The organism is Caballeronia sp. RCC_10, from assembly GCF_041360715.1.
In the GTDB taxonomy this organism is placed as follows: Bacteria; Pseudomonadota; Gammaproteobacteria; order Burkholderiales; family Burkholderiaceae; genus Caballeronia; species Caballeronia grimmiae.
Genome location: NZ_JBFUPT010000006.1, coordinates 182,744 through 195,707 on the forward strand (window position 1 = coordinate 182,744; position 12,964 = coordinate 195,707).

Consider the following 12,964-nt stretch of genomic DNA (forward strand, 5'->3'; position numbering starts at 1 on the left):
CCGCGCGACAATCGCCGTTTTAATCGCCCGCTCAAGCCCATGTGACAAGGCGTTGCGGCTCGTGCTAAGGTCCGTGCCTGCTGCGGGGCGCGCGGCCCCGAAAAACGTCACTACCGGTCAACGATGCCTCAAGACAATCGCAACCACGCTCTGTGGATCTATATCGCCATCACGCTTTCGCTCGCGGCCGTGTTCGCCGTCGACGTTCTCACGCCGATGCGCTCCGCGATCTGGGTGTTCTATGTGCTGCCCGTCGTGCTCTGCATGTGGGTGGACCGCCCCGGCGTGCCGCTCGTCACGGCAGGCGTCGCGTCCGTGCTGATGATTCTCGGCTACATGTTCGCCACCGGCGACGCGCCCACCTCGCACGAAGTGCTCCAGATCAATCGCGCGATGGGCATCTTCGTGCTGCTCGTGCTGGCCGTGGTGGCGCATCTATATATCAAATCGCGGCTTGCCATACAACGCACCGCCTGGCTCCAGCAGGGCACCATGCAGATGGGCTTGCAGTTGCGCGGAGAGCAGTCTCCGGCTTCGATCGGCGTCAGCATCCTGCGTTCGATAATCCCGTATGTGAACGCGAAGGTCGGCGTCGTTTATTTGCTCGAAGGCGACTCGCTGCAACGCATCGCGGCCTGGGCGCTTCCCGATGAGGACGGCGCGCCCCGCCGGATTGCACTCGGCGAAGGACTCGTCGGCCAGGCCGTGCAGGACAAGCGCCTGCTCGCAGTCGGCGACGCCTCCGCGCATTATCTCAAGGCCGGCTCGGCGCTCGGCTCGGCGGCGGCATCGCGCGTGGTCATTGCGCCGCTTTTCGCCGATGGCGACGTCGCGGGCGCGCTCGAAATCGGTTTCGTCGGCAACGAAGGGCGTTTCGACGATGCCCGCACGCTGCTCGAGATGGCGTCCGAAGCGATGGGCATGGCCATGCGATCGGCGCGCTATCGCACGCGGCTCGTCGAACTGCTCGAAGAAACGCAGCGGCAAAGCGAAGAGCTTCAGGTGCAGCAGGAAGAACTGCGCGTCTCGAACGAGGAACTGGAAGAGCGCGGCCGCGCGCTGCAGGATTCGCAGGCGCGGCTCGAGCAGCAGCAGGCGGAACTCGAACAGACCAACGTGCAACTCGAAGAACACGCGCAGCATCTCGAGCGCCAGAAGACCGAACTGCTGCACGCGCAGCAGGAACTGACCGCGAATGCGCTCGAAATGGAGCGCGCGAGTCAGTACAAGTCGGAGTTCCTCGCGAACATGTCGCACGAGTTGCGCACGCCCCTCAATAGCTCGCTGATCCTCGCAAAGCTGCTGGAGGACAACCGGCAGGGCAATCTCACCGACGAACAGGTGCGCTACGCCGCGACGATTCATTCGTCCAACAGCGATCTGCTTTCGCTCATCAACGACATCCTCGATCTGTCGAAGGTGGAAGCCGGCCAGATGGACGTGCAGTTCGCCCCGGCCGCCGTCGAATCGCTGCTGCGGGCGCTTCGGCAATCGTTCACGCCGGTCGCGGAGACGAAGGGCCTGTCGTTCATCACGGAAGTGGCCGACGACGTCCCGCAGTACTTCGTCACGGACAGCCAGCGGCTCTTGCAGGTGCTGCGCAATCTGCTCGCGAACGCGTTCAAGTTCGCCGAGCGCGGCAGCGTGACGGTCGCGGTGCAGCGGGCCGGCGACGACGCGGTGCGCTTCGAGGTGCGCGATACGGGCATCGGCATTCCGCGCGACAAACAGGACCTGATCTTCCAGGCGTTCCAGCAGGCCGACGGCACCACGAGCCGCAAATACGGCGGCAGCGGTCTGGGGCTGTCGATTTCGCGCGAGTTCACGCGTCTTTTGGGCGGCTCGGTCGGCGTATCGAGCGAAGTGGGCCGTGGCAGCATATTCTCGGTGACGCTGCCAATCGCCGCGCGGGAAGGCACCGTCACCGCGAAGCTGGATACGATCGGCCACATGAGCGAGCCGGAACCCGCCGCGGTGAAGCCGCCGCCGCCCGCGCCGATTTCCGCGCCCGTGCAGCCGCCATCGCAGCCCGATCTGCAAGCGCCGAAGCCCGAGCATCTCGGCATCGCCGATGACCGCGCGAACCGGCAGCGGCCGGACCGCGTGATTCTCGTCATCGAAGACGATCGGCGCTTCGCGGGTATTCTCTACGATCTCGCGCACGAACTGGACTTCGACTGCGTGCATGCCGCCAACGCGACGCAAGGCGTCGAACTGGCGCGCTCCCTGCAGCCGAACGGCATTCTGCTTGATGTCGGCTTGCCGGATCAGTCGGGTCTCACGGTGCTCGAATGGCTGAAGCACGATCCGCTCACGCGCCACATCCCGATCCATATCGTCTCCGCGACCGATCACGCCGACGTCGCGCTGCATCTCGGCGCAATCGGCTACACGCTCAAGCCGAGCGCGCGGGACGAACTGGCGCAGGCCATCCGCAAGCTCGAAGCGCGGTCGTCGCAAGGCATGCGGCGCGTGCTCGTGGTCGAGGACGATCTCGTGTTGCGCCAGAGCATTCACGCGTTGCTGGCGAGCGAGACGGTCGGCATCGTCGAAGCGGGGTCGATCGCGCAGGCCGTCGAAGAATTGCAGCGCGCGAACTTCGATTGCGTCGTCATGGACCTCGCGCTGCCCGATGGCTCGGGCTATGAACTGCTCGAGAAAGTATCGACGAGCAGCGAGTTTTCGTCGCCGCCGGTGATCGTCTACACGGGGCGGCAGATTTCGCAGGAAGAAGAACAGCGCCTGCGCCGTTATTCCAAATCGATCATCATCAAGGGCGCGAAATCGCCGGAACGCCTGCTCGACGAAGTGACGCTTTTCCTTCATAGCGTCGAAAGCGCGTTGCCGCCGGAACAGCAGCGCATGTTGCGCGCGGCGCGTCAGCGCGACGACGTGTTCGAAGGCCGCACCATCCTGCTCGCCGAAGACGACGTGCGCAACATCTTCGCGTTGTCGCGCGTGATCGAGCCGCTCGGCGCGAAGCTCGAAATCGCGCGCAACGGACGCGAGGCGCTCGAAGCGCTGGCGCGTCACGACGACATCGATCTCGTGCTGATGGACGTGATGATGCCCGAGATGGACGGCCTCACCGCGATGACCGAGATTCGCAAGCGGCCGGAACATGCGCGCCTGCCGATCATCGCGCTGACCGCAAAGGCGATGCAGAGCGATCGCGAAAAATGTCTCGAGGCAGGTGCGGACGATTACATATCGAAGCCCATCGATGTGGATAAGCTCGTTTCTTTGTGCCGCGTATGGTTGCGGCAGCGATGACTCAACGACGGACGCAGCGACCGACGCAATGAACGACAGCAAGCACGATGAAGAAGCCACGTTCGACATCGAACTGAAGCTCATTCTCGAAGCCATCTATCTGAGGTATCAGCACGACTTCCGGCATTACGCGGTAAGTTCGCTGCGGCGCAGGCTCGCGCAGGCGGTGCACGATCTCGAATGCACGACGCTTTCGCAATTGCAGGAGCGCATACTCCGCGAGCCGGCGCTGTTCGCGCGGCTCTTTCAATACCTGACGGTGCAGGTTAGCGAGATGTTTCGCGATCCCTCGTATTTCCGCGCGATCCGCGAGCAGGTGGTGCCCATCCTGCAGACGTATCCGTCGATCAAGGTGTGGGTCGCGGGCTGCAGCAGCGGCGAGGAGCTGTGGTCGCTCGCCGTGCTGTTCGCGGAGGAAAAGATCGCGGACCGCACCGTGTTCTATGCAACCGATATCAACGCCGAAGCGCTGCGTCAGGCCGAAAGCGGCATCTATCCGGTGGAACGGCTGGCGGGCTTCAGCCAGAAATATCTCGCGGCTGGAGGCAAACGTTCGCTTTCCGACTACTATCACGCGGCTTACGGCGCGGCGAAGTTTTCGCAGACGCTCAAGTCGCGTGTGGTGTTCGCGGACCATAGCCTCGCGACCGACAGCGTGTTTCTCGAAGCGCATCTCGTGTCGTGCCGCAATGTGCTGATCTATTTCGATCGCGCACTGCAGGATCGTGCGCTCGGTCTGTTCAGCGATTCGCTCGTGAGGCGCGGCTTTCTCGGGCTCGGCAGCAAGGAGAGCCTGCGTTTCTCGAAGCACGCCGATAGCTTCGCGGACTTCAATCCGCGCGAGCGGCTCTATCAAAAGGTATAGCGATGAGCACCATCGACGCCATCGTGATCGGCGCTTCGGCGGGCGGCGTCGAAGCACTCAATCTGCTGCTGCCCGCGCTGCCGCGCGAATTCGCGCTGCCCGTGCTGATCGTCGTGCACGTGCGGCAGGGACAGCCGAGCTTGTTGCCGGGACTGTTCGCCGAGCGGTGCAGCATCCCCGTGCAGGAGCCGTTCGACAAGGACGTGATCGCGCCCGGCGTCATCTACTTCGCGCCGCCCGGCTATCACATGATGGTCGAGGCCGAAGACGGCGCGCCGCCCGCGATTGCGCTGTCCGTCGATCCGCCGGTGCGCTTCTCGCGTCCTTCGGTGGACGTGCTGTTCGAATCGGCGGCGCATGCCTACGGCGAGCGGCTGCTCGGCATCGTGCTGTCGGGTGCGAACGACGACGGCGGGCGCGGCGCACGCGCCATTCGCGATGCGGGCGGCGCATGCTGGGCGCAGGACCCGGACACGGCATCGGCGCCTTCGATGCCGCAGGCCGCGATCGCACAAGGCGCGGCCAACGAGGTGCTCACGCTCGACGACATGGCGGCGCGCCTCGCCACGCATACACGCACACGCCGGATGCAAAGATGAACGCTATGAACGAAGGCATGGCCCAAGCAAGGAGTCACCAGATGACGCAACCCATCCACGTGCTGATCGTCGATGACATCCGCAACAACATCACGGCGCTCGAAGCATCGCTCGCGCGGCCGGATCTGTCGGTGCTGAAGGCCGAATCGGGGCCGGCCGCGCTCGAACTGCTGCTCAAGCACGAAGTCGCGCTCGCCATTCTCGATGTCAACATGCCCGGCATGGATGGCTTCGAGCTTGCCGAACTGATGCGCGGCAGCCCCCGCACGGCGCACGTGCCGATCATCTTCCTCACCGCGACGGCGCAGGACGTGAGCCGCACGTTTCGCGGCTACGAAGCGGGCGCGGTGGACTTCCTGTACAAGCCGTTCGATTCGCGCATCCTCAATTCAAAGGTCGATGTGTTCATCCAGATGGAACGGCAAAAGCAGCAGCTCGCAACGCAACTCGCGACCATGCAGCAATTGCTCGACGCGAACGAAATGCTGATGGCCGTGCTGGGGCACGATCTGCGCACGCCGCTGTCGGCGGTGATCGCATCGGCGGAATACCTGTCGCGCTTCGTGAAGGACGAGAACGTCGCGAACATCGGCACGCGCATCAAGTCGAGCGGCATGCGCATGGTTCGCATGGTCGACCAGCTGCTCAACCTCGCGCGTCTGCGCGGCGGGCGCGTGACGTTGCAGCCGCGCGCCGTCGAACTGGCGACGCTCGCCAAGAATATCGTCGAGGAATATGAGGCGCGCGTCGGCAAGGGACGCATCTTCGTGCTGCGTCAAGGCGATACCCTCCTGCAAGGCGATGGCGATCTGCTTTCGCAGGTGTTTTCGAATCTGATCGGCAATGCTCTGCAACACGGGCTCGAAGGGTCGTCGATACAAGTGCGGCTCGAAGGCGGCGCGAACGACGTGAAGATCGTTGTGCAGAACGCCGGCGAGATTCCGGCGGAGATCCTGCCAGGCATCTTCGCGCCTTATCGTTCGGGGCGGCGTCAGAACGAATCGAGCGGTCTGGGGCTTGGGCTTTACATCACGCGCGAGATCGCGGAAATGCACGGCGGCGAAGTGAAGGTGCGCTCTTCCGCAGAAGCGGGCACGGCATTCGAAGTGACGCTGCCGCGCATCGTGCGTCCGCATGCGGGCGATCACGCGGATCTGGCACAACCGTTCAGGCTGAGTTGAGCCGGCTCATACGCGCAGTCCCAGTCGTGTCTACAATGCGGCCATGTGAGGACATGGAGGGAATGCACGATGCCGGGTCCGGATCTGGATACGAGAATCGAAACTTATTATGTGCGTGTGAAAGGCGTGGTGCAGGGCGTGGGCTTTCGTCATCACACGGTCAGACGCGCGCACGCGCTCGGCGTGCGCGGCTGGGTCGCCAATCTCGATGACGGCTCCGTCGAAGCCGTCATACAGGGCGCGGCCAATCAGGTCGACCTGATGCTCGAATGGCTGCGCCGCGGGCCGCCGCATGCGCGCGTCACGGACTTCTTCAGCGAAGAGCGTTACGTCGAGAAGCGCTATGAACGCTTCGAGCAGCACTGACGCTCAGCGCGCCACCAGCAGACTTTCCGCGAAGTGCCACTCTTCATCGCGCCACTGATGCGTGCATTCGAAGCCCGCATCGGCGGCGATCGGGGCGACTTCCTCAGCCGCATACTTGTGGCTGCTTTCCGACCAGATCGTTTCGCCCTGTTCGAAGTCGACGTGCAGATCCGCGTCGCGCACGCGCACCGATAACGGACGCTTCGCGCGCAGATGCATTTCGATGCTGCGCGCGTCGGGATTGAAGCGCGCGACGTGCTCGAAGGCATCGAGCGGAAAATCTCCGCCCAGTTCGCGATTGATCCGCGCGAGCAGATTCAGGTTGAACGCGGCCGTCACGCCGATGGGATCGTCGTAGGCGGCGATCAGCGTCGGCAGCGGCTTGATGAGATCGGTGCCGAGCAGAAGCGCGTCGCCGGGTTCGAGCATGCCGCGAATGGAGCGGAGAAACTTCGTCGCGGCAAGACGCGCGAAATTGCCGATGGTGCTGCCAAGAAACAGCACGAGCAAGTGCTCGCCCTTGTTTCGCTTCGCGCTCACTTCGGCGAGGCCGGCGAGGTAATCGCGCTCGTAACCGACGATCGACACGCGTTCGATATCCCCAAGCTCGCGATGACACAACTGCAACGCCGTGCGCGATATCTCGATCGGGTAATACGCAGTGGGTTGCTTCTTGCACAGCGCTTCCAGAATGCGCCGCGTCTTGCGTCCGCTGCCGCTGCCGAGTTCCCCGACCTTCACGTTGGCGGGCAGCGCATTCACGATGTCCGCCGCATGCGCCTTGAGCACGCGTTCTTCGGCGCGCGTGACGCCATATTCCGGCAAGGCGGTGATGACTTCGAAGAGGGCGGAGCCGACTTCGTCATACAGATACATCGACGGCAGCTCCTTCTGCGGCCGCCTTGAAAGACCGGCGTGGACGGCTTCTGCAAAGGCGCTGGAAAAACGGGGCGACAAGGCGGGTTGAGTCATGACGTCTCCATCGTTGCGGCGTTTTCTTCGCGTGCCCGCTCGGAACGGGGCACAGCGCTCGGATGCTGCTGATGCAATGACGCTTTCGGGAGGGTATCGATTCGCGGTGAAGCAAAAAACACGCTAGACGCGGGTCACGCCGATGCTGCGTTTAGAATGCCGCTCAACGCATTCTGGCGCGGAAGCGCGAAATCTCGATGAATCAGCATGTCATGGGCCGCGGCATTGCATTGTCCGTCGCCGCTTCCACGTTGTTCGCGCTCATGTCCGCTTATACGAAGTGGCTCGCCCCGCTCGATGGCCTCGACATCTTCGCGTGGCGCATGGTCTGGACGTTGCCCGGCGCGCTGCTGCTGGTGGCCGTTCGCAATCGATGGCCGCAATTATGCGCGCTCGTTGCGAAGCTTGCCGGAAACGTGCGCCTGCTTGCTGGATTCGCCGTTTCGGCTACGCTGCTCGGCTTGCAGCTGTGGATCTTTCTCTGGGCGCCGCTGCATGGCCGCGCGCTCGAAGTGTCGCTCGGCTACTTCCTGCTTCCGCTCGTGATGGTGCTGATCGGGCGCTTCCATTACCACGAGCGGCTCGATGCGCTGCAATGGGCGGGGGTCGCGGCAGCGGCGATTGGCGTAGCGCATGAGTTGATCGTCACGCAGGCGTTTGCCTGGCCGACGCTCGTCGTCATGCTGGGCTATCCGCCTTATTTCGTGTTGCGGCGTCGGCTCGACGCCGATCCGCTCGTCGCGTTCGCCGTCGAAATCATGTTGATCGCGCCATTTGCGCTGCTCACGCTGGCTGCACGCGGTTCCTTTGCCGTGGTCGCCGGTGCGCCGCTTCTTTCGATGGTGCTGCTGCCCGGTCTCGGCGCACTCAGCACGATCGCGCTCGCATCGTATCTCCGTGCGAGCCGCTATTTGCCGCTCGCGCTGTTCGGCATACTCGGTTACGTCGAACCTGTGTTGCTAGTAGGCGTAGCGGTGTTACTGCTCGGCGAGCCGTTCTCGGCGGACAAGCTTGGCACGTATGGTCCTATCTGGCTGGCGGTTGCGCTGACCGCGGTGCATAGCGGAAGGCTTCTGATGCATGAACGCGCGCAGCGTCGCGCAGCGCCGATGAGCGAGCATCATGCGAGCGCGGAGCATGAGGTCGGCGCGGCGGAGATCGAACGTATCGAGTGAACCGGGTAAGTCGATGAGATGAAAAAAGCGAGCCCGAAGGCTCGCTCGATGGGTCAACGCACGGGACCGAAGGAATCGACAACTCGACGGTCCGCGTGCGCAATGCGATGATCGAATTCTCGCCGGCTTCCCTTACTTCTTCGCGGCGTCGACCTTCGCATCGGCGGCCGCCTTGTTTGCGTCGCTTTGCGCCTCGACTTTTTCCTTGTCGGCCTTGGCTTGCGCCACGTTGGCATCCTTCGCCGCGTCGTGCTTCTTGTCATCGGCCTTGGCCTGTGCAGCGTGCTTCTTCTTGTTGGCTTTCGCCTGTGCCTTCGTGGCATCACCGCGCGCGTCGGAGGCTTGCTCCGCCGTGGTCGCCCGCGCTACCTTCGCGGCTTCCTTATTGGCGTCGGCTTGCGCCGATGCCTTGTCTTCGTTCGCCGATGCCTGCGCCTTGGCGGCATCGTGTTGAGCCTCGGCCTTCTTCTTGTTGGCCGTGGCCTGGGCCTCGGTCTTCTCGTGATTGGCCTTCACTTGCGCCTTGTCAGCGTCGGTTGTGGCGGTCTGCGCGAATACGGTGGTGACGAGCAGCGTGGATGCGAGAGCAGCGACGATTTTCTTCATGATTGTTCGACTCCTTGAGATCCTGCGTTTTTCAACGACGCATGCCAATGCGCGGCATGTGACGATGAAAACGCGAAGCCATCGTCGTTCGTTGACTGTTGTTTGGTGACAAACGGTAACCAGCCGCTAGCAAATGAAACAGCCCTCGTGCATGCGCGAAGCCGTTGCAAAGTTCAAGAATGCAAGTGTTACCAACATGCGAATTCTTCCGGGTTCGTAACAGCCGCCGTTTAGTTCGTCCTCCGAATTTGTAAGCGTTGAAATGCACCGTTACCAACTGCATCAGTTATTTCCTTAGCGCCTGCTTAAGATGCTTCTCACAAACCCGGACAACGGGATCAGGAGAAACACCATGAAGCGCGGAGCACTTGTCTTGTTGATGATCGGTAGTCTGTCGGTGGCGGGCCAGGCCTCGGCGCACGGGCGCGGCGGCGGATACGGTGGCGGACATGGCGGCGGTCACGGCGGCGACGGCGGCGCGATCATCGGCGCGTTGATCGGCGGCGCCGTGCTGGGCGCGCTCGTGACGTCGGTCGCCAATGCGCAGCCGTCGTATGCACAGCCGGCCTATGCAGAACCGGCCTACGCTCAACCTGCGTACGCTCAACCAGCCTATGCCCAACCCCCGTATGCGCAACCGGCTCCGCCCGCAGGCTACTGCTATGACGGTTATCGGCGGGCCTATGTCCCATGCGCGCCCGCAGGCTACGGTTATTGACGCCTGATCGAACGCGGCACGCTGCTTGCGCCAGCAAGGAGCGGTTGCGGCAAACGATACGCGCAGCCGGCACGCTAACTTTGGGAGATTCGCAATGAAAGCAATCACGATGAAACTGGTGGCCTCCGCGCTCGTCCTGGGCCTGTCGGGCGGCGTCTATGCGCAAGCGGGCGGCGGTGGCGGCGGTGCGGGCGGTGGAGGCAGCGCTGGCGGCGCGGGTGCGGCGGGCGTCGGGGGCGGCATGGGCGCGGGCGGCAACGGATCGGCGGGTGCGGGCACGGGCGCGGCAGGCAAGGGCGGCGGCGTCGGCATGGGCGGCAGCGGGATGGGCGGAACGAGCGACGGCACGACCGGCACCGGAACCGGCGCCAAGAGCGGCATGGGCAACAACGGCGTGAACAACGGCATGGGGCAGGGCACCATGCAACGCAGCGGTCCAGGCAGCACGGGCAGCGCAAGCCCGGGCGGTATGTCGAACGGCAGCGGCCAGCAACAGGGCTATTGACGCGCCGTGTCGATGATCAATGAGTGCTAAGCGGGTGCGATCGTCGCGAGCCTGAACGGGCTAAGCGGCATCCGCCACGCGGCGGCGCGCCGAGAGAACAACTAGAAGATGACGGGTTACTGAGCAGGCGCGGTGACCGGCTCAAACGTTTTCGCGCGAAGGCTGACCTTCTGCGCATAGGCGCTCGATCCGCCGTAATTCTTCAGCGCGGCATCGACATCGCCTTTTGCCGACTTTAAATAGCCATGCAAGATGGCCGAGCCGACTTCGATGTTGGCTTCCGGCTCCGTCAGGTCGACATCGCGCACGAGTTTTTTGTGCGCCGACGGCACGACCTGCATCAGCCCCGTGGCGTTGTTCGCGCCCCTGGCCGTTTCCTTGAAACGCGATTCGATCGAGATGATGGCGAGCAAAAGCGCCGGGGGAAGCGAATACTTCGAAGCCGACGACATGACCGCCGTCGCGATGGCCTGCGCCTTTTCGCGTGCGATGCCGAATCGGCGCGCGATGGTTTCGGAGACTTTGTGATGCGCTTCTTCGCTTTGCGTGTCCTGCTGCACGGCATTTTGCGCCACGACATCGGAGGCGGCGGGCGCGCTTTCCTGCGCGAAGGAGGCCTCGGTGCAAGTCAGCAAGAGGGCGATCAGAAGGGATGTGCGGCGCATCGGACTGGGTAAGAAACAGCGGAGTCGCATTATAGCTTGACAAATTCCCTTTGCAGATCATGGACTTGTCCTAGATCTGAGGAATAGTTTTGCAAGGTGGAAGAAGTTACTTCTTCGAAAAGACGCGCCTACGTCCGCTCCGCGCGCTTGGCCGACGGAGCCGAAATGCCTTCCCCGGCGTCGTGCGACAGGCGCGCGAACATCGGCAAGGACGCGAGCACGAGAAGCGCCGTCGCGATAAATCCGCACGCGAGCTGCCACCGCTCGGTCTGGGTGCTGCCCGATACGAGCATCGTCGCCTGGATCGTCCCGGCGGCGACCGTGACGCCGAACGCCTTCATCAACTGCTGCGCGGTTCCCTGAAACGAGGTCGCCGCGGCGAGGCGTGCTTTCGGCACGTCGGCGAAGGCGAGCGCGCCCATCGTCGCGAAACTGAGCGAACGGCCCAGGCCGCCGACCAGCAGCAACAGAAAGATGGCGCTCGCGGGCCACGCTTGCGACATCGTCGAGCAAACGACGAGCACCGCCGCGAAACAGACGCTGCCCGCGCAGAGCACCGTACGCACGGAGAATCGGCGCAGCGCGAGCGCGGTCATCGGCCTCATGCAGAACGAGCCCAGTGCGCTCGCAAACGTGATGAGCCCGCTCGCCGATGCGCTGTAGCCGAAGCCCGCCTGCAACGTCAGCGGCACGAGAAACGGCAGCGCGCCCGCACCCGCCCGGAACAGGCTGCCCGCGATGGTGGCCGCGTGAAACGTCGGGATCGACAGCAACGAGAAATCGATGGCCGGATTCGGCGTCTTCCGGCAATGCAGTATCGTCGCCCGGAAAAGCAGCAAGCCGGCCGCGACGCAGATCCACGGCACGCCCGCAGGCAACACGTCTCGCCCGGCGCTCTCGATGCCGATCATGAACAAACTGAGCGATGCGCCCGACAGCAGCATGCCGCGCAGATCGGGCGCCGTGCGGCTTTCCGGCGGCGATGGCGGCAACAGCCTCCACGTGAGCCACAAGCCGATGACGCCGACCGGGACATTGACCCAGAAGATGCTGCGCCACGAGAGCGTATCCGTGAGAAAGCCGCCGAGCGGCGGGCCGAGCAACGGGCCGACGAGCGCGGGCATCGTCAGCCACGTGGTCGCTTGCAGCAGTTCCTCGCGCTTGACGCCGCGAAAGAGAATGAGCCGGCCGACGGGCACCATCATCGCGCCGCCGAGTCCTTGCGCGACCCGCGCGGCAAGCAGTTGCGGCAGACTCATCGCGGCGGCGCACGCGATCGACGCCAATGTGAACGTCGCGATCGCCCACATGAATACGCGCCGCGCGCCGAAGCGGTCGGCCACCCATCCGCTGGCCGGAATGAACACCGTCAATGCGACGAGATACGCGGTGATGGCGCTGCTCAATGAACTGGATCGACATGAAGATCGCGGGCCATGGTAGGGATGGCGGTCGCGACGATGGTCCCGTCCATGTTTTGCATAAAGAGCGCACTGGCGACGACAGCTGCCGTGATACGAAAGTTGCCGCCCTTCATGATGCGTGGCTCGCAAATGCGCTCGAACGCAGCGGCCCGGCGGTTCCTGTGCGGGTTCCGATTCGATTGACATGCATGTGCGCCAGTCTACTCGATGCCTCGGACTGCCGTCTGCGCGCTATGCTGGATGCATCCTCTCTCTACGATGACGCAGCCCTTACGTCATGCCATTCGCTTTTCGCGGACGCCCTGAACTCGCCGGCCTCGATCGCAGCGCAAGACGCGACGTGCGGCGGCTTGCATGGCACTTTGCGCAGCGGCACTGGAGCCTGCATGCGCCGGCGTTCGCCTGGCTGGTCTTCGTGCTGCTGCATACGCGCCATGGCGTCGTCGCGGGGCGCAGCGAATATCTGTGGGTGACGCTCGGGTTCTTCGTCGTCGCGGTGATCGTGATCCGGCTGCACATCGCGCATTATCTGCGGCCCGCACGCGCCATTTTCGATCTGATGGGTGCATCAGGCATTCGCGCCATCACGCGGCGCTAGACACAAAAGGCCCGTTT

12 protein-coding genes and 1 pseudogene are annotated in these 12,964 nt (G+C 63.7%); 9 read left to right on the plus strand and 4 right to left on the minus strand.

Annotated elements, in window-relative coordinates:
• Positions 1–123: 123 nt before the first annotated feature.
• From AB6804_RS14125 to AB6804_RS14145, 5 genes are all read left to right on the plus strand, one after another.
• The gene (locus tag AB6804_RS14125) at positions 124–3,273 is read left to right on the plus strand and encodes a response regulator (protein WP_370886952.1); all 3,150 of its coding nucleotides are present in this window, start codon (positions 124–126) and stop codon (positions 3,271–3,273) included.
• A 28-nt stretch (positions 3,274–3,301) separates the two neighbouring features.
• Complete coding sequence (locus AB6804_RS14130; protein ID WP_370886953.1) at positions 3,302–4,138, plus strand: protein-glutamate O-methyltransferase CheR; 837 nt, start codon at positions 3,302–3,304, stop codon at positions 4,136–4,138.
• Positions 4,139–4,140: 2 nt separating this feature from the next.
• Positions 4,141–4,737, plus strand: coding sequence for a chemotaxis protein CheB (locus tag AB6804_RS14135; protein WP_370886954.1), 597 nt, complete (start codon positions 4,141–4,143; stop codon positions 4,735–4,737).
• Positions 4,738–4,778: 41 nt separating this feature from the next.
• Positions 4,779–5,918: a response regulator gene (locus AB6804_RS14140; protein WP_370886955.1), complete on the plus strand. Its 1,140-nt coding sequence runs from the start codon at positions 4,779–4,781 to the stop codon at positions 5,916–5,918.
• Between the two features lie 69 nt (positions 5,919–5,987).
• Positions 5,988–6,284: an acylphosphatase gene (locus AB6804_RS14145; protein ID WP_035962921.1), complete on the plus strand. Its 297-nt coding sequence runs from the start codon at positions 5,988–5,990 to the stop codon at positions 6,282–6,284.
• 3 nt (positions 6,285–6,287) lie between these two features.
• Here AB6804_RS14145 and egtD read toward each other — a convergent pair whose 3' ends face one another.
• Positions 6,288–7,256, minus strand: coding sequence for an L-histidine N(alpha)-methyltransferase (gene egtD / locus AB6804_RS14150; protein WP_370886956.1), 969 nt, complete (start codon positions 7,254–7,256; stop codon positions 6,288–6,290).
• A 197-nt stretch (positions 7,257–7,453) separates the two neighbouring features.
• Here egtD and rarD point away from each other — a divergent pair, with 197 nt between their 5' ends.
• Complete coding sequence (gene rarD, locus AB6804_RS14155) at positions 7,454–8,431, plus strand: EamA family transporter RarD (protein WP_370886957.1); 978 nt, start codon at positions 7,454–7,456, stop codon at positions 8,429–8,431.
• Positions 8,432–8,563: 132 nt separating this feature from the next.
• Here rarD and AB6804_RS14160 read toward each other — a convergent pair whose 3' ends face one another.
• Entirely contained in the window at positions 8,564–9,037 is a 474-nt protein-coding gene (locus tag AB6804_RS14160) for a hypothetical protein (RefSeq protein ID WP_035962924.1), read from the minus strand.
• 352 nt (positions 9,038–9,389) lie between these two features.
• On the opposite strand from AB6804_RS14160, the gene AB6804_RS14165 reads away from it, so the two are divergent.
• Both AB6804_RS14165 and AB6804_RS14170 read left to right on the plus strand, forming a co-directional pair.
• Entirely contained in the window at positions 9,390–9,755 is a 366-nt protein-coding gene (locus AB6804_RS14165) for a hypothetical protein (protein ID WP_370886958.1), read from the plus strand.
• Between the two features lie 94 nt (positions 9,756–9,849).
• Entirely contained in the window at positions 9,850–10,260 is a 411-nt protein-coding gene (locus tag AB6804_RS14170; RefSeq protein ID WP_370886959.1) for a hypothetical protein, read from the plus strand.
• 116 nt (positions 10,261–10,376) lie between these two features.
• Here the strand turns inward: AB6804_RS14170 and AB6804_RS14175 are convergent, their stop codons facing one another.
• Together AB6804_RS14175 and AB6804_RS14180 are read right to left on the minus strand one after the other, a co-directional pair.
• The gene (locus AB6804_RS14175) at positions 10,377–10,820 is read right to left on the minus strand and encodes a transglycosylase SLT domain-containing protein (RefSeq protein ID WP_370887045.1); all 444 of its coding nucleotides are present in this window, start codon (positions 10,818–10,820) and stop codon (positions 10,377–10,379) included.
• Positions 10,821–11,053: 233 nt separating this feature from the next.
• A pseudogene (locus AB6804_RS14180) lies at positions 11,054–12,462 on the minus strand (MFS transporter).
• Between the two features lie 164 nt (positions 12,463–12,626).
• Here AB6804_RS14180 and AB6804_RS14185 point away from each other — a divergent pair.
• Positions 12,627–12,947, plus strand: coding sequence for a hypothetical protein (locus tag AB6804_RS14185; RefSeq protein ID WP_370886960.1), 321 nt, complete (start codon positions 12,627–12,629; stop codon positions 12,945–12,947).
• Positions 12,948–12,964: the final 17 nt, after the last annotated feature.

Excerpts from the sequence above, each read along its gene's own strand:
- AB6804_RS14140 (WP_370886955.1), top strand. The coding sequence starts at position 4,779 with ATGACGCAACCCATCCACGTGCTGATCGTCGATGACATCCGCAACAAC.
- AB6804_RS14125 (WP_370886952.1), top strand. The coding sequence starts at position 124 with ATGCCTCAAGACAATCGCAACCACGCTCTGTGGATCTATATCGCCATC.
- rarD (WP_370886957.1), top strand. The coding sequence starts at position 7,454 with ATGAATCAGCATGTCATGGGCCGCGGCATTGCATTGTCCGTCGCCGCT.
- AB6804_RS14135 (WP_370886954.1), top strand. The coding sequence starts at position 4,141 with ATGAGCACCATCGACGCCATCGTGATCGGCGCTTCGGCGGGCGGCGTC.
- AB6804_RS14170 (WP_370886959.1), top strand. The coding sequence starts at position 9,850 with ATGAAAGCAATCACGATGAAACTGGTGGCCTCCGCGCTCGTCCTGGGC.
- AB6804_RS14160 (WP_035962924.1), bottom strand. The coding sequence starts at position 9,037 with ATGAAGAAAATCGTCGCTGCTCTCGCATCCACGCTGCTCGTCACCACC.
- AB6804_RS14185 (WP_370886960.1), top strand. The coding sequence starts at position 12,627 with ATGCCATTCGCTTTTCGCGGACGCCCTGAACTCGCCGGCCTCGATCGC.
- AB6804_RS14130 (WP_370886953.1), top strand. The coding sequence starts at position 3,302 with ATGAACGACAGCAAGCACGATGAAGAAGCCACGTTCGACATCGAACTG.
- AB6804_RS14165 (WP_370886958.1), top strand. The coding sequence starts at position 9,390 with ATGAAGCGCGGAGCACTTGTCTTGTTGATGATCGGTAGTCTGTCGGTG.
- egtD (WP_370886956.1), bottom strand. The coding sequence starts at position 7,256 with ATGACTCAACCCGCCTTGTCGCCCCGTTTTTCCAGCGCCTTTGCAGAA.
- AB6804_RS14145 (WP_035962921.1), top strand. The coding sequence starts at position 5,988 with ATGCCGGGTCCGGATCTGGATACGAGAATCGAAACTTATTATGTGCGT.